The 13,664-nt window shown below is 66.7% G+C and carries 19 protein-coding genes and 1 pseudogene; 15 read left to right on the top strand and 5 right to left on the bottom strand.

What is annotated here, in order from left to right; all coding sequences use genetic code 11:
- Positions 1 to 32 precede the first annotated feature (32 nt).
- From RJ05_RS18710 to RJ05_RS18720, 3 genes are read left to right on the top strand one after another with little or no spacing between them, the layout of a single operon-like run.
- Positions 33 to 707 (top strand): WXG100 family type VII secretion target, encoded by a 675-nt coding sequence (locus RJ05_RS18710; protein ID WP_138445663.1) that lies wholly within the window; start codon positions 33 to 35, stop codon positions 705 to 707.
- Positions 708 to 711: 4 nt separating this feature from the next.
- Positions 712 to 1,209, top strand: coding sequence for a hypothetical protein (locus RJ05_RS18715; protein WP_036538947.1), 498 nt, complete (start codon positions 712 to 714; stop codon positions 1,207 to 1,209).
- Positions 1,209 to 1,844: a hypothetical protein gene (locus RJ05_RS18720; protein WP_036538949.1), complete on the top strand. Its 636-nt coding sequence runs from the start codon at positions 1,209 to 1,211 to the stop codon at positions 1,842 to 1,844. Before RJ05_RS18715 ends, RJ05_RS18720 begins: the two co-directional genes overlap by 1 nt.
- A gap of 143 nt (positions 1,845 to 1,987) precedes the next feature.
- On the opposite strand, the gene RJ05_RS18725 is transcribed toward RJ05_RS18720, so the two are convergent.
- From RJ05_RS18725 to RJ05_RS18735, 3 genes are all read right to left on the bottom strand, one after another.
- Positions 1,988 to 2,245: a hypothetical protein gene (locus RJ05_RS18725; RefSeq protein WP_036538951.1), complete on the bottom strand. Its 258-nt coding sequence runs from the start codon at positions 2,243 to 2,245 to the stop codon at positions 1,988 to 1,990.
- A gap of 618 nt (positions 2,246 to 2,863) precedes the next feature.
- The gene (locus RJ05_RS18730; protein WP_036538953.1) at positions 2,864 to 3,298 is read right to left on the bottom strand and encodes a MerR family transcriptional regulator; all 435 of its coding nucleotides are present in this window, start codon (positions 3,296 to 3,298) and stop codon (positions 2,864 to 2,866) included.
- Positions 3,299 to 3,376: 78 nt separating this feature from the next.
- On the bottom strand, positions 3,377 to 3,766 hold the full coding sequence (locus RJ05_RS18735) for a MarR family winged helix-turn-helix transcriptional regulator (RefSeq protein WP_036538955.1): 390 nt from the start codon (positions 3,764 to 3,766) through the stop codon (positions 3,377 to 3,379).
- Positions 3,767 to 3,962: 196 nt separating this feature from the next.
- Here RJ05_RS18735 and RJ05_RS18740 point away from each other — a divergent pair, with 196 nt between their 5' ends.
- Both RJ05_RS18740 and RJ05_RS18745 read left to right on the top strand, forming a co-directional pair.
- Positions 3,963 to 5,291, top strand: coding sequence for an MFS transporter (locus RJ05_RS18740; RefSeq protein WP_085996237.1), 1,329 nt, complete (start codon positions 3,963 to 3,965; stop codon positions 5,289 to 5,291).
- A 355-nt stretch (positions 5,292 to 5,646) separates the two neighbouring features.
- Positions 5,647 to 6,423, top strand: a complete 777-nt coding sequence (locus tag RJ05_RS18745; protein ID WP_234012089.1) for an imine reductase family protein — start codon at positions 5,647 to 5,649, stop codon at positions 6,421 to 6,423.
- A gap of 87 nt (positions 6,424 to 6,510) precedes the next feature.
- On the opposite strand, the gene RJ05_RS18750 is transcribed toward RJ05_RS18745, so the two are convergent.
- The gene (locus RJ05_RS18750; RefSeq protein ID WP_036538958.1) at positions 6,511 to 6,951 is read right to left on the bottom strand and encodes an Lrp/AsnC family transcriptional regulator; all 441 of its coding nucleotides are present in this window, start codon (positions 6,949 to 6,951) and stop codon (positions 6,511 to 6,513) included.
- Positions 6,952 to 7,030: 79 nt separating this feature from the next.
- On the opposite strand from RJ05_RS18750, the gene RJ05_RS18755 reads away from it, so the two are divergent.
- The 4 genes from RJ05_RS18755 (at position 7,031) to RJ05_RS18770 (ending at position 9,332) form a co-directional block, all read left to right on the top strand.
- Positions 7,031 to 7,768: an AzlC family ABC transporter permease gene (locus RJ05_RS18755; RefSeq protein ID WP_036538960.1), complete on the top strand. Its 738-nt coding sequence runs from the start codon at positions 7,031 to 7,033 to the stop codon at positions 7,766 to 7,768.
- The gene (locus RJ05_RS18760; RefSeq protein ID WP_036538962.1) at positions 7,761 to 8,084 is read left to right on the top strand and encodes a branched-chain amino acid transporter permease; all 324 of its coding nucleotides are present in this window, start codon (positions 7,761 to 7,763) and stop codon (positions 8,082 to 8,084) included. Before RJ05_RS18755 ends, RJ05_RS18760 begins: the two co-directional genes overlap by 8 nt.
- Before the next feature lie 41 nt (positions 8,085 to 8,125).
- Entirely contained in the window at positions 8,126 to 8,923 is a 798-nt protein-coding gene (locus RJ05_RS18765) for a thioesterase family protein (protein ID WP_036538963.1), read from the top strand.
- A 79-nt stretch (positions 8,924 to 9,002) separates the two neighbouring features.
- Complete coding sequence (locus tag RJ05_RS18770; RefSeq protein WP_036538965.1) at positions 9,003 to 9,332, top strand: thioredoxin family protein; 330 nt, start codon at positions 9,003 to 9,005, stop codon at positions 9,330 to 9,332.
- A 25-nt stretch (positions 9,333 to 9,357) separates the two neighbouring features.
- Here RJ05_RS18770 and RJ05_RS18775 read toward each other — a convergent pair whose 3' ends face one another.
- On the bottom strand, positions 9,358 to 9,696 hold the full coding sequence (locus RJ05_RS18775; protein WP_036538967.1) for an MmcQ/YjbR family DNA-binding protein: 339 nt from the start codon (positions 9,694 to 9,696) through the stop codon (positions 9,358 to 9,360).
- 282 nt (positions 9,697 to 9,978) lie between these two features.
- Between RJ05_RS18775 and RJ05_RS32395 the strand changes: the two are divergent.
- From RJ05_RS32395 to RJ05_RS31645, 6 genes and pseudogenes are all read left to right on the top strand, one after another.
- Positions 9,979 to 10,305 (top strand): annotated as a pseudogene (locus RJ05_RS32395) (glutaminase); the annotation flags it as partial.
- 64 nt (positions 10,306 to 10,369) lie between these two features.
- The gene (locus RJ05_RS32400) at positions 10,370 to 10,990 is read left to right on the top strand and encodes a glutaminase (RefSeq protein WP_228788614.1); all 621 of its coding nucleotides are present in this window, start codon (positions 10,370 to 10,372) and stop codon (positions 10,988 to 10,990) included.
- Positions 10,987 to 12,081, top strand: coding sequence for an MFS transporter (locus RJ05_RS18785; protein WP_228788612.1), 1,095 nt, complete (start codon positions 10,987 to 10,989; stop codon positions 12,079 to 12,081). The genes RJ05_RS32400 and RJ05_RS18785 overlap by 4 nt, the downstream gene beginning before the upstream one ends.
- A gap of 17 nt (positions 12,082 to 12,098) precedes the next feature.
- Positions 12,099 to 12,617, top strand: a complete 519-nt coding sequence (locus tag RJ05_RS32405; protein ID WP_228828949.1) for an MFS transporter — start codon at positions 12,099 to 12,101, stop codon at positions 12,615 to 12,617.
- A gap of 133 nt (positions 12,618 to 12,750) precedes the next feature.
- Positions 12,751 to 13,413 carry an O-methyltransferase gene (locus tag RJ05_RS18790; protein WP_036538969.1) on the top strand — a complete coding sequence of 221 codons (663 nt, stop codon included), beginning with the start codon at positions 12,751 to 12,753 and terminating at the stop codon, positions 13,411 to 13,413.
- Positions 13,414 to 13,453: 40 nt separating this feature from the next.
- Complete coding sequence (locus RJ05_RS31645) at positions 13,454 to 13,621, top strand: hypothetical protein (protein ID WP_169332965.1); 168 nt, start codon at positions 13,454 to 13,456, stop codon at positions 13,619 to 13,621.
- Positions 13,622 to 13,664 lie beyond the last annotated feature (43 nt).

The raw sequence follows: 13,664 nt of genomic DNA on the forward strand, positions 1-13,664 counted from the left end.
AAGCACTACAGGAACCCGCGGCCGAGGATCCGATGCCCGGGTGGATCCCGTATTTCATCGGCGGCAACTTCGTGTCCCCCGCGTACTACCTCAACGAGGCGTCGAAAACCCTGCTGGGTATCGACGTCTTCGGCTGGGCTTCGCAGCAGGTGGCAGGCGATTGGGCGGCCGTGAAGAAGGCTTCCGGAGCGGCGGGAAACCTGGCCGCGTTCAACACCTCCTTCCACGACACGCTGAAGGCGGACTGGCAGAACACCGTCGAGAGCACCTGGCGAGGCAACGCCGCCGACGACGCGCGCAACTACTTCCACTGGCTGGCCGGATCCGTCGAGTTCCAGGTGCGCCCGCTCGAAGAGATCGAGCGCACGCTCAACAACATCAGCAACGCGATGGTCAATCTCGGCCGAGTGCTCGGCGATCTGCTCCAAGGAATCGCCGATCTGATCATCATGTGGCTGGCCAAGATGGCGGCGGCGGCGATCCAGTCGTCGGCTGTCATCACCGCGCCGACGGCGGCCGCGACCTATGCCGCCGCGGCGGTCGACGCCGTGCGGATCGTCGCGAAGTACCAGCAGATGGTGAACGCGGCGGGCACCACGTTCAAGGTCGTCGTCGGGCTCGGCGCGACAGCGCTTCAGCTGTCCAGCCGCCCACCGGACGAGCTGCCCCCGCTACTGTCGCCGTCCTACGACCACCCCGGAGCCTGACCTGATGCCCCAACAGCCCGACCCCACCTACGATGTCGCCGGGGCAGATCTCGGCGCGTCGTGTCAGCTGCGTAAATCGCTGGAAGCCTTGCGATCCGCGGCGGCCGGTCCCGAGGTCAGCAAACAGCTCGATGACGTCATCGCGGGCCGTACGAGCATGCGGGAGTTCGGCAAGTCCGACGCGTTCGCGGGCATCCTCGACCGAGTGCTGACCCCGCAGGCGATGAACAAGTTGAGCGGCCTGTCGCCGGAGGAGCTGGAGGCCATGGCCGAACAGGGGCGCGCCGAGCAAGCGCGGTTGCGGACCGAGCCCACCGCCGCCGCCGATGCTCTGTCCGCGCAAGACGCTCCGCGGACACCACTGAGACCGGAGACGCCACAGACGGTTCAGCTGCATCCCGGTACCCGCAAGCCCAACCGGGAGCAGGTTGTCACACCGGACGAGCCGGACGAGGACGACCTGTACTTCCAGGAGCGCAGGCAGCGCGGTTGGCTGGTGTGATGGCCACCTACCCGGCCGAGCGCATCGGCGTCGAGGTACCGGTTCAGCCCCGCTACGGGATGGAAACCGTCGCCGACATGTTGCGGATGTCGAACTCCCGCGAATGGCGCGATCTGTTCTCACTGGAGCTCCAGCGGCCGCTGCCGGACGTCTGCAGCGCACACGGAAGACCCGCCGTCGACCGCTGGAAGAATGTCATCACCTTCCGTCGAACGTCGCGCGGGGTGGAGCAGCAGAGTCTCGGCGTCACCCTGCGTGGGATGGGCACCGACTTGTTCAAGCTCGGAATCAACATCCCGCCGGTCGCCGGAGATCTGCACGGCGAGTGGCCGGTATGCCGGGCGTGTGTTCGGCGCGCGACGCTGTTGCGGTGGTTTGCTCGCTTCTTGATCGTCATCGGTCTGCCGCTGCTACCCGCCCTGCTGATCGCGCTCCAGCTCGGCGTCGAGCGTATCCACCCCGCGTGGGTGGTGGCCTTCTTTCCCGGCTGGTTCCCGTTCGGCTTGTTCACCGCCATGCTCGTGTATCAGGCCGCGGCTCAATTCATCCGGATCGACCCGATCAACGGCCCCGACTCGATCACCATCCGCGCCCACCCCGACTTCGCCGCAGCAGTAGCCGAGCGGCGAGATTGACCTCGCCCGACGCGGTAACCGAGCAATACGGCTGAATCAGCAGCTCACGAGACCAAGTCTGCCGTTCGAGATCGGCTGCGGAAAACGAGTCGGCTCGGCCATACCCTCGAGCACTGTTCGCTGCCCAGCGACTGCGCACCTGCCTATGGCGTGAAGATCGCGGGCTCGTAATCGAACCCCGGTGTCACTTCGAGGACGGTGTCGGCGGGGTTGCTCACCTTGAATACAACAGTGAAGGCGACCTCGCGCCCGGGCAGCACCGTTGTCGAGGGCGAACCGACCCCTTGACTCGAATCGAACACCCGCTCGGCCTCGAGGTTGTCGCTCTGACAGGTCGCTTGGAAGAAGTCGGGGTCATAGTTGTCCGACGAACCGTTGACAACGGTGACTGCGAAAGCCACGTAATGGCCAGGATCGTTCGTGGACGCTGATTCACTGGGCGAGTACGGAGTGGGTGGAGCGATAGTTACCGAGAGCCCGTCGTCGTACCGATATGCCTCACCGAACCGGGGGTTCTGCGCGGGTGGGCGGCGGGTGGAAGTCGCAGCTGAGGTCGAGGTGATCTCCGGCGCCGTGGTGGGAGAGGGCGGCTGGGACGGGGCCTGCTGTGGCGGCACGCTCGAAGTTTCCGGAGGGACGGCAGTGGTACTCGCCGTCGGCGAACGTTCGATGGGCGCAGTCGTGACAGCAGGGCGATTGACGCCGGTATCGACGCTGGGCTGTGCTTCTCCGCCCACCTGGTCCGAGCATGCGTTCAGCGGCAGGGCCAGGACGGCCACCGCGACAACAAGCCATGTAGTTCTCGTCATCGGATACTCCAGGCGTCAGCGACCAGAGGCATCGACGTTCCACATTACGCCGCGTCGCACAGCGGTTTCGCTGTCATCCGAGCACGGGAAGCTGCGTGGCCGAATCGTGATCCCCACCCCCGGTGAACCGCAGCCGACACGGCCTCACACACCAGGAGGCGGCGGCGATTCGTCGACCAACGACTCGCCGGGCGGCTGGCGCGAGGACCGCTACAGCTCCGGGCGGCCGGGACGCATACCGTTGGACGCGAGTCCGCGTGTACTGAACTCGCACACCGGCGACGGCACCGGCTCACCCGGGTCCGGCTCGTCCAGCCGCGCGAGAATCCACTTCCGCACCCCCTGCAACTGCCCGATGAGGTCATCGACTTCGGCCAGTTTCCTGCGGTAGACCGCCGCCGAGTCCGGGCACGAATCGCCGGATGGGTTACCCGCTTGCAGGCATTCCACGAACGGCCGGATCTCCTCCAGCTCGAATCCGCACTCCTGCAAGGTGCGGATCTGGCGCACCACGCGGTAGTCGTCCTCGCTGTAGACGCGGTAGCCGCTGGCGTCGCGGCCCGCGCGCAGGAGGCCGCGCGATTCGTAGTAGCGCAGGGCACGCGTGGTGGTCGACGTGCGTTCGGCCAATTCCCCGATCCGCATCCCGGTCCTTTCCGATCCGCGCAGGTGCGCGATTATCGGTAGCAACCGCCTGCGGCCGGATCTTCATCCTGGACCGGTTCAGGTCAGATGCTTGCGCAGCACTTCCTGATGGGTCGGACGGGCCGCCTCGAGCCGTTCGCGACCCGCGGTGGTGAGCCGGAGGAAGTTGGCTCGCCGGTCGAAGTCGCAGGTGGCGCGTTCGACGAGCCCGGCCTTCTCCAGCCTGGTCACGGTGCGTGAGAGCGCGCTCTGGCTCAGGTACATCTCGGTCTCGATGTCTTTCATCTTGACCTTCTCCGCCTGCGCTCCGCCGCAGCGTCCGCCGAGGACCTGGAGCAGCTCGAACTCGCTGAGGCCGAGCTGATGCTGTGCCTGTAGCGCGCTCTCCAGCTCACAGGACGTGCCGTGATACAGGCGGAGCGTTTCGGACCACTTCGCGCAGACATCTTTGTCGGTGTCGTGGTACATGAGCCGAGGTTAGCATGTCAAGGCATTTTATGCACGTGCATTACATGTGTTGACATTCAATGCATGTGCATTTAAGTTACCCTCCGTGACCACGACAACGGCACCCCAGAACCTCACTGCTCCTACTACTTCCGAACCAACCGCGAGTGGTTGGGGGCCCAAGCTGTGGGCCATCCTGTTCGTCGCCGGTCTGGCGATGTTCCTCGACGCGCTCGACGTCTCCATGGTGGGCGTCGCGCTCCCCTCGATCGGCGAAGATCTGGGCCTGGACACCTCCGCGCTGCAGTGGATCGTCAACGGCTACATCCTCGGCTACGGCGGCCTACTGCTGCTCGGCGGACGAGCCGCCGACCTGCTCGGCCGCAGACAGGTCTTCCTGACGGCACTGGTGGTCTTCGGAATCGCCTCGTTGATCGGCGGCCTCGTCGATGACGGCGCGTTGCTGATCGCCACCCGGATCATCAAGGGCGTCGCCGCCGCCTTCACCGCGCCGGCCGCGCTGTCGATCATCACGACCACCTTCAAGGAAGGCCCCGACCGCAACCGGGCCCTGTCGATCTTCACCATCTTCGGCGCCACCGGCTACGCCTCCGGCCTGATCGTGTCGGGCCTGCTCACCGGCATCGACTGGCGACTGACCTTCTACATGCCGGTCGTGGTCGTCGCGATCGTGACGGTCACCGCCTACTTCGTGATCCCGCGCAACATCGAAAAGGAAGAGGGCCGTATCGATTTCACCGGTGCGGTGCTGCTGACCGGCGGCATGCTGGCGGCGGTCTACACGATCGTGACGGCGCCGGAGACCGGCTTCACCCCCACCGTCATCGCGACCACCATCCTCGCCGTCGGCCTGCTGTCCACGTTCTTCGTGGTGGAGAACCGGGTGAGCCACCCGCTGGTGCGGCTGAGCATCTTCAAGGTGAAGTCGATCGTGCGGGCGAACCTGGCCGCACTGGCCATCTTCGGCTCCTACCTGAGCTTCCAGACGATCGTGTCGCTGTACCTGCAGAACACCCTGGAATGGGAGCCGCTGCAGATGGCGCTGGCGATGGCGCCGACCGGCATCATCGTCGCGATCCTTTCGCCGATCGCGGGCAACTTCATCGACCGCTTCGGCACCACCCCGATGATCCTGTCCGCTCTCACCTCGTTCGTGGCCGGCTACGTGTGGTTCCTCACCCGCGGTGGCAGCGCCGACCCGAACTACGTCGTAGACTACCTGCCCGCGTTCCTGCTGCTCGGCCTCGGCTTCGCACTCGGATTCTCCGCGGTGATGGTGCAGGCCACCGAGGGCATCGCCGACCATGAGCAGGGCCTGGCCTCCGGTCTGGTGCAGACCTCGTTCCAAATCGGCGGTGCGGTGGTGCTGGCCATCGCCACCGGCCTGATCAGCGACGCCGCCACCGACGGCATCGCCGGCTACCGGCCGGGGCTGTACCTGGTGACCGCGGTCGCCGTGATCGGCCTGATCGCCTCCGCCTCGGCCGTGCTGGCCCGCAAGCAGGCGGTCGCCGAACTCGCGTAAGCGGATTCGACAACTGGACAGCAGTGGGGTCGCCGGATCGGCGGCCCCACTGCCGTATGTAGCGAACATCTCCGGATCGGCGTGCACGGCCGGGGACGTGACCCTTCCCATACCGGATCCGGCGCGAGCGCCAGGACCTCATGGGTTACCTCGGCGTAAGCAACTCCACCGAAAAGTACGTACTTGCCGGGGTGTTCGGTCGCTTCGAGACTCGGAGACGCCGACGAGGTTTCAGACCCACCGCCGAATGATCGGAGATCGCCATGACCGAACCCACGCCCGTCACCATCCTCGGGCTGGGCTCGATGGGCAGCGCGCTCGCCGGGCTCTGCTCGCGGCAGGGCATCCCACCACGGTGTGGAACCGAAGCCCGCAGCGCGCGGCGGCTCTGGTGGACTCCGGCGCGATCGCACGGCTGCGGATCGCATGCGCGGTAGCCGACAATCGTGTGATCGTCTCGTGCTTCAGCACTTTCGCGGTCACCCGCGAGGCTCTCGCCGAGACAGACCTGCGTGACTGTGACCTGATCACCCTGAACAGCGGAAGCCCGGATGAGGCAAGGAAATTCGCACAGTGGGCGGCAGAACGCGGGGCGCGGTACCTCGGTGGGGCGATCAAGAACGTGCCGTCGGCGGTGGGCAAGCCGGACACCTTGCTGTACTTCGGCGGTGACCGCGCTGTCTTCGACGAGCACGCCGAGCTCTTGCGGGTATTCGGCGGTGAGATCGAATTCCTCGGCACAGAACCGGATCTCGCCGCACTCTACGAGGCGGCTGTGGGCGCGATGCTGCTGCCCGCACTGCTCGGATTCCTCGAGGGCGCGGCGGTGCTGGCCGCGCGCGGCCGTGAGGCGCGGACGATGGTCGGCTATTCCGTGAAGTGGTTGCAGATGATCGAGTCGATTCTTCCGGTCATCGCCGAAGAGATCGACCATCGCGATTACACCCGCCTCGGCGCCTCGGTCGAAGTGTTTCACCATGCGATCGATCAGGATCGGCAGATCGGCGCCGAATCGGGCGTCGATATGTCCTGGCACGAGCCGATGCACGAGCTGCTGCGGCGCGCGGTTGCCGAGGGGCGGGACAAGCAGAGCGTCACCGCGCTCATCGAACTGCTGACCGGCGGCAGGTGACCTGCGCACCGTGGACCGGGCGGTGCGGTAGGCGCTCTGCGCCGCGCGGTCGGCGGGGCCACACCCGCGCGTCGCCGCCTGGTGTCCTCATCCGAGCTGCTTGAGGTTCTTCATCGTGAACCGGGAGTTGACACGTCCGATCTTCGGGATCGTCATCACCTGGGTACGCAGGAACACCTCGTATGCGTCCAGATCCGCGACGGCGACGCGTGCGAAATAGTCGGGGGTGCCGAACAATCGGCGCAGCTCCCTGACCTCGTCGAGGCCGATCATCGTCTCCTCGAAGCGGGCGACGGTGTCCGCGTCCTGGCCTTCGAGGGTGAGATCGAGCAGCACCTCGAAGGCCCGGCCGACCGCACCGGGGTCGATGACGGCCCGGTACCCGCGGATGACGCCCTCGGCTTCGAGCCGCTGCACTCGGCGCAGACAAGGTCCGGGCGTGAGCCCGACCCGGCCGGCGAGTTCGACGTTGGTCAGCCGTCCGTCGGCCTCCAGCTCGGCGATGATTGCGCGATCCAGCGAGTCCATGCATTCATACTGCTCTGGCACCTGGATTCCGCGCAATGTATGCAACCAAAGAGCAAGCGAATTGCGCGACCATTATCGAGTGCAGCAACTCGACCCGGTGCCCGCGCTCGCGGTGCCCTCCAGATCCCGGCAGGAACAGGTCGCCGCGGGTATCGCCGACTCGGTATCGGCGGGCCTCGGCATCTTCCCGCTGGGCATCGCGCTCGGCCTGCTGGTGGTGCAGGCGGGGCTGCCGTGGTGGCTGGCGCCTGCGCTGTCGCTTGCGGCGTTCGCCGGTTCGCTGGAACTGCTGCTGGTCGGCATGGTGGCGGCGACCGCGCCGCTGGTGGCGGTGGCGGTCACGGTGTTCGTGGTGAACTTCCGGCACGTGTTCTATGCGTTCTCCTTCCCGATTCACCTGGTGCGCAACCGGTTCGCGCGGGTGTACAGCGTGTACGCGATGATCGACGAGGCCTATGCGGTGTCCGCGGCGCTGCCGCCGGCGCAGCGTTCGGGGCCGCGACTGCTGACCATGCAGCTCGCCTCGCAGGCGTACTGGGTCGGCGGCGGTCTGGTCGGTGTCGCGATCGGTGCGGTGATCCCTGGACCGATCAAGGGGCTGGAGTTCGCACTGTGCGCCCTGTTCACGGTGCTCGCCCTCGATGCCTGCCGCTCCCGGCGCGACCTGCCGTCGGTGCTGCTGGCGGTGGTCGCCGTCGGCGGCGCGCTGATCCTGACGCCGCAGGTCGCGCTGTTCGTGGCACTGCTGGCGTTCGTGGTGCTGTTGTTGATCCGATATCGGCTCGCCGGCCGGAAGGCGGTGGCTGTCGATGCCTGACACCGGATATCTGCTGGCAGTGCTGGTGATCGTCTTCTCGATCACCTTCGCCCTGCGCGCGGTCCCGTTCGCCGTGCTGAAACCGCTACGCCGCTCGCATCTGGTGCGCACGCTCGCGGTGTGGATGCCGGTCGGCATCCTCGCGATCCTGGCGGCTACCAGCCTGCACACCACCGTCGCCGAGGACGGCGCGGCGCTCTACGCCCTGCTCGCGATGGCCGTGACCGCCGCCGTCCACCTGCTGTGCGGGCGGCGCACCCTGCTCAGCGTCGGGATCGGGACCGGCGTGTATGTCGTGTTGCTCAATCTGCTCTGATCGAGAAGTCCTTCGCCAACCAGTGAGGAGCGTGCCCGCCCATGCCCGACGCGGCTGATCGACCCAGCTATTTCCGCCGAATCGGTGCCGAGCGATACCTGCCCACCGAGTACACCGGCGGCGCGTGGCGGGCCGATGAGCAACATTTCAGCCCGCTGAGCGGTCTGATCGTGCACGCCATCGAAGCCGCCCGCGCCCGCGACGGCAGGCCCGAGCTCGCGATGAGCCGGATCACCTTCGACATTCTCGGCCAGATCGGTCGCGAGGAATTCGACATCGAGGTCCACACCACCCGGCCGGGACGCACCATCGAGCTGACCGAAGCCACCGTCGTCATCGCGGGACGTCCCGTCGTCAGCGCCCGTGCCTGGCTGCTGTCCGCGCAGGACACCAGCGCGGTCACCGGCGGTGAACCCGATCGGCTGCCCGCCCCAGAATCACTCGAGCGCTGGCCGATCGGCGACCTGTGGCCGGGCGGCTACATCGCCTCGCTCGAGGTCCGCACCACCGCCGCGCCACAACCCGGCCGCACGACAGCGTGGATCTCGACTCACGTCGCGCTGCTCGACGGCGAGGTCACCAGTCCGCTCGCCGACTTCGTCGCGCTCATCGACACCGCCAATGGCATCGCGGTCCGCCAGGATCCGAGGAAGTGGATGTTCCCCAACGTCGACCTGTCCATCCATCTCTATCGCCAACCCCAGGGGTCATGGACCGGGCTCGACACCTCCGTCGTCTTCGGCGAGCAGGGGCAGGGCCTCACCACGACCGTCCTGCACGACGTCCGCGGGCCGGTGGGGCGCGCCGAGCAGATCCTGACCGTCCGTCCGCTGGATTGACGGATCCATCGCGGCTTGCCTTGACCTCGACGTCAACCTCTAGCGTCGGCTCCGACCCGACGAGCAACAGGAGACGACGATGACCACCAGCAACGCGGTGACGATGGTGACGGATGCGACGTTCGCGAACGAGGTTCTGCGCTCGGAACTTCCGGTTCTGGTCGACTTCACCTCCGACCACTGCGGCCCCTGCCGGATGATCTCTCCGGTCCTCGCCGAGATCGCCGCGCAGACACCACAGTTGAAGGTGGTGACGCTCGATGTGGACGCCAATCCGGAGATCAGCGCGGCCTACGCGGTGATGGCGATGCCGACGTTGATGGTGTTCCGGTCCGGCGAGCCGTCCAAGCGGCTGGTCGGCGCGCGCTCCAAGCGACGGCTGCTCGATGAGCTCGCCGACGTCCTCTGAGCGTGGCGGCGAGCCCCTCGCGGTGTCAATCGGTGTTGTCGAGCAGCTGGCGCGGTGCGGCCTGACGCCAGGAGTCGGCGACGATCGCCTCCATCTCCTCGCGGTCGTCGAGGGCGGCCAACCGCACCCGCACCCAAGCATTGGCCGCTTCGTGGGAGGCGATCCAGAACTTGGCGGGTTCGGCGGCGACAAGTTCATCGCGTTCGATGATGGGACAGCGGACCGCCATGGAGGTTTCGGCTTCCGGGAGGGTGAGGAAGAGCTTGCCCGCGACCCGGAACGTGGGCATGCCCCAGGTGAACTGCTCCGCGGTCTCCGGTAAGGACAAGGCGAAGGCGCGGACATCATCCCCGGTGGCACTCATGCGCCGGATTCTTCCAAACCCCACCGACACCGCTCGCCGCACGGCCTCGGCGGTAACAGTGTCGCGTCGATGTCGTGTCGCTTCGGACAACGATCGCCGCTGCCGGGGATACTTCCCGGGTTCGACCTGATCGTGGGGCCGGATCCGACCCACTGCGTTCGCGCCCGGCACCGCCGGATGCGGACTGCCTATCGGTGTACGCGGCGCCGCTCGGGCACCGATCCGTGCGCGCGGTGCGCAGACTGTGGTGCGGCCGGTCCCGGCGCCGAGTAGGAGACCCGGATGGATCTGGACGTCGAGGGAATCGAGCAAGCCGTATCGACCGGCGCACTGCCGGGCTGGGACCGGGTGGAGGAACTGGTCCGCGCGGCCCACGAGCGCTATGCGCCGCTGCGGACCGGCGCCGTCGCCGACTACATTCCGATCCTCGCCGAGGCGGACCCCGAGCTCTTCGGCATCGCGGTCGCCGAGGTCAACGGCGATCTGCACACCGCGGGCGCGGGCGACGCCCAGTTCAGCATCCAATCCATCGCGAAGGCGTTCGTATACGCGCTGGTCTGCGACGCGCTCGGCCATGAGGCGGTGCTGGACCGAGTAGGCGTGAACAACACCGGCCTGGCGTTCAACTCGGTGATCGCAATCGAACTCAACGACGGCCACCCGATGAATCCCCTTGGTCAATGCGGGCGCGTTGGCGACAACGGCGATGATTCCCGGCGCCACCGCGGCCGAGCAATGGGAACGGATCCGGTCCGGGCTGTCCCGTTTCGCGGGCCGACCCCTCGATCTGGACGGCACGGTCTATCACTCGGAAATGCAGACCAACCAGCGCAACAAGGCCATCGCCCGGCTGCTGGAAAGCTACGGCCGCATCGACATCGACCCGCTCGAGGTCGTCGATGTCTACACCAGGCAGTGCTCGCTGCTGGTCGATGCCCGCGACCTGGCAATCATGGGCGCGACGCTGGCCGATGGCGGGGTCAACCCGGTGACCCACGAACGAGTCGTCTCCGCCCAGGTCTGCCGCGACACCCTGGCGGTACTGGCCGCCTCCGGCATGTACGAGCGATCCGGCGAATGGCTGTTCGAGATCGGGTTGCCCGCCAAATCCGGTGTCGCGGGCGGGATTGTCGCCATCGCGCCGGGTAAGGGTGCCATCGGTACCTACTCGCCGCGGCTGGATTCCGCGGGCAACAGCGAACGCGGCATCCGCGCGACCGCGTATCTGTCGCGCACGCTCGGTTTGAACATCTTCGCGTCCGAGGTCCACGAGCAGAGGGGTGCCAGAGCATGACCAGCGAATCGGCCGATACCGCAACCACACCCGAGCGCGCGTCCTGGCTACCGATGGTCGGCCTGTTCTTCGCGCAGGTGCTGATGTCGTTCAACGTTGCCGCCCTGCCGATTTCGCTCGGCGGTATGGTCGAGGACTTCGGCGTCGCACCGACGGTGGTGAGTTCGACGATCGTCGTCTACGGGCTGGCGGTGGCCGCCTTGGTCATGGTCGGTGGAAAGCTCGGCCAGCGCATCGGCTGGGTGGCAATCTTCCGCGTGGTCGTCGTGACATTCGGGGTGTCGGCGACCATGATGATCGCCTCGCCGTCGGTCGGCTGGGCGATCGCCGCGCAAGGTGTCGCCGGTGCGTCAGCGGCGATCATCGTGCCCGCCCTGGTGGCGTTGATCGCGGAGAACTATCACGGCGATCAGCAGGCCACGGCCATCGGTTCGCTCGGCTCCGCGCGAGCGATCTCCGGAGTGAGCGCCTTCCTCATCGGTGGCGCGCTCGGCAGCCTCGTCGGCTGGCGGCCCGTGTTCGGCATCGTGCTGGTGCTGGCCGTGGTGGTATTCGCGTTCAGCTTCACCCTGCGATCCGACGAGGGTGACGCGAGCATCGAGATCGATCTGGTCGCGGCGGCACTGATCGGCGCCGGAATCATGCTGCTGACCATCGGTTTCAACAACCTGAACGCGTGGGGTGTGTTCTTCGCCGATCCGAACGCGCCATTCGATCTGCTCGGCGTCTCACCGGCACCGGTGCTGATCGTGCTCGGCATCATGCTCGGACAAGCCTTCCTGGTATGGACTCGTCGGCGGATGCGCGACGGGAAGGCGCCGCTGATCGACCTGACGGTGCTCGGCAGTTCCCGCGAGCGGGCCGCGGTGTACGCCATGTTCATCGTCGTGGCGCTCGAGGCGGCCCTGATCTTCACCGTCCCGCTCTACATCCAGATCGTGCAGGGCCGTTCGCCTTTCGACACCTCGCTGGCGATGATGCCGTTCAACCTCACGGTCTTCATCACCGCGATGCTGGTGGTGCGGTTCTACAAACGGTTCACTCCGCGCGTCATCGGCATGTTCTCCTTCGGCTCACCACGGCTGCACTGATCTGGCTGGCGTATGTGGTGACCAACAATTGGGAGACCGTGCCGACGATCGCCGGGCTCATCGTCTTCGGCATCGGTCAGGGCGCGCTGGTCACGCTGGTGTTCAACGTGCTTGTCACCTCCGCGCCGAAGAAGCTGGCCGGCGACGTGGGCTCGCTGCGCGGCACAACCCAGAACCTGGCCTCGGCGGTCGGCACGGCGGTAGTCGGCGCGATGCTGGTGACCATCCTGAGTTTCGTGGTCGGGCGGGAGATCATCGATAACGTCGACTTGCCGGATTCGCTCATCACGCAGGTCGATCTGGACAACGTCAACTTCGTCAGCAACGACCGGCTGCGAGAAGTCCTCGAACGCACCGACGCCACACCGGAACAGGTCGACGCCGCCGTCGCGGTGAACGAAGACGTCCGGCTGCGGACTCTGAAATTCGGGCTGCTGATCCTCGCCGGGATCAGCGCGACAGCGATCGTGCCCGCGAGCAGGCTGCCGGATTACCGGCCGGGCGAGATCCCGGACCCGTCACCGGAGAAGGACTGAAATCTCGCCGCGGTCCAGCCGGCTTGCCGTTGGCCTGAAGCACTCGGGGCGGTTCGACAGGCGCGCAAGCCGGACCCGGCCCGCCGCGAGTCGATCGGTGTTCCGGCCGAACCATCATGGAAGACTTTCCGACATGACGAATGTCGAGTGGGACGCTGTCGACCGGTACCTGGTGCAGACGATGGTCGGCGATGCCGATACCGACGTACTGGACGCGAACGCGGCCGCCGGATTGCCCGCCATCGACGTCTCACCGGCGCAGGCGAAGTTCCTGCACCTGATCGCGCGGACGATGGGCGCGCGGCGGGTGCTCGAGATCGGGACGCTCGGCGGGTACAGCACCCTCTGGCTGGCCCGGGCGGTCGGCCCGCAGGGCCGGGTGATCACCATGGAATACGAGCCGAAGCATGCCGAAGTCGCGCGGGCGAATCTGAACCGCAAGGGCGTCGGCGAATGGGTCGATATCCGCGTCGGCGCGGCGCTGGACAGCCTCCCCGTGCTCGAGCAGGAAGGCCAGGACCCGTTCGACCTGGTGTTCATCGACGCCGACAAGGTCAACAACGCCAACTACGTGCGCTGGGGGCTTCGGCTGACCCGGCCGGGATCGGTGATCATCGTCGACAATGTGGTGCGCGGCGGCAAGATCACCAACGGGCACTCCCAGGACGCGGCGGTCCGCGCCAGCCGCGAGGTACTGGAACTGATGGACAGCGAACCGCGACTGGACGCCACGGCACTGCAAACCGTCGGCAGCAAAGGGTGGGACGGGTTCGCGTACGCGCTGGTCACCGGCTGAGGATGGCCCTCGCGCCACGCGCTGTGGTTATCGTGGGGATATGGGTGTGATCGGCGAACTGTTCCCCGGCAAGAAGCTGACCGACGAAGGCAGCGCGGACAGCAATGGCGATCCGCATCGACCGCAGTTGGATATCGATCTGGGCGCCGGGGTCATCCGGGTGACGAGCACCGCGAAACCTTCGTCCGAACCAGAGCCGGAAGAGTGATCGACGCCCGACCGCACAGCGTCAGCGCCGGCCGCGAATCCCT

This window comes from Nocardia cyriacigeorgica NBRC 100375 (assembly GCF_000308555.1).
GTDB lineage: Bacteria > Actinomycetota > Actinomycetes > Mycobacteriales > Mycobacteriaceae > Nocardia > Nocardia cyriacigeorgica.

Coding starts and splice junctions, on each gene's coding strand:
- RJ05_RS18710 (WP_138445663.1), top strand. CDS start 33: ATGCCCGGGTGGATCCCGTATTTCATCGGCGGCAACTTCGTGTCCCCC.
- RJ05_RS18715 (WP_036538947.1), top strand. CDS start 712: ATGCCCCAACAGCCCGACCCCACCTACGATGTCGCCGGGGCAGATCTC.
- RJ05_RS18720 (WP_036538949.1), top strand. CDS start 1,209: ATGGCCACCTACCCGGCCGAGCGCATCGGCGTCGAGGTACCGGTTCAG.
- RJ05_RS18730 (WP_036538953.1), bottom strand. CDS start 3,298: ATGCGGATCGGGGAATTGGCCGAACGCACGTCGACCACCACGCGTGCC.
- RJ05_RS18735 (WP_036538955.1), bottom strand. CDS start 3,766: ATGTACCACGACACCGACAAAGATGTCTGCGCGAAGTGGTCCGAAACG.
- RJ05_RS18740 (WP_085996237.1), top strand. CDS start 3,963: ATGTTCCTCGACGCGCTCGACGTCTCCATGGTGGGCGTCGCGCTCCCC.
- RJ05_RS18750 (WP_036538958.1), bottom strand. CDS start 6,951: ATGGACTCGCTGGATCGCGCAATCATCGCCGAGCTGGAGGCCGACGGA.
- RJ05_RS18760 (WP_036538962.1), top strand. CDS start 7,761: ATGCCTGACACCGGATATCTGCTGGCAGTGCTGGTGATCGTCTTCTCG.
- RJ05_RS18765 (WP_036538963.1), top strand. CDS start 8,126: ATGCCCGACGCGGCTGATCGACCCAGCTATTTCCGCCGAATCGGTGCC.
- RJ05_RS18770 (WP_036538965.1), top strand. CDS start 9,003: ATGACCACCAGCAACGCGGTGACGATGGTGACGGATGCGACGTTCGCG.
- RJ05_RS18775 (WP_036538967.1), bottom strand. CDS start 9,696: ATGAGTGCCACCGGGGATGATGTCCGCGCCTTCGCCTTGTCCTTACCG.
- RJ05_RS18785 (WP_228788612.1), top strand. CDS start 10,987: ATGACCAGCGAATCGGCCGATACCGCAACCACACCCGAGCGCGCGTCC.
- RJ05_RS18790 (WP_036538969.1), top strand. CDS start 12,751: ATGACGAATGTCGAGTGGGACGCTGTCGACCGGTACCTGGTGCAGACG.
- RJ05_RS31645 (WP_169332965.1), top strand. CDS start 13,454: ATGGGTGTGATCGGCGAACTGTTCCCCGGCAAGAAGCTGACCGACGAA.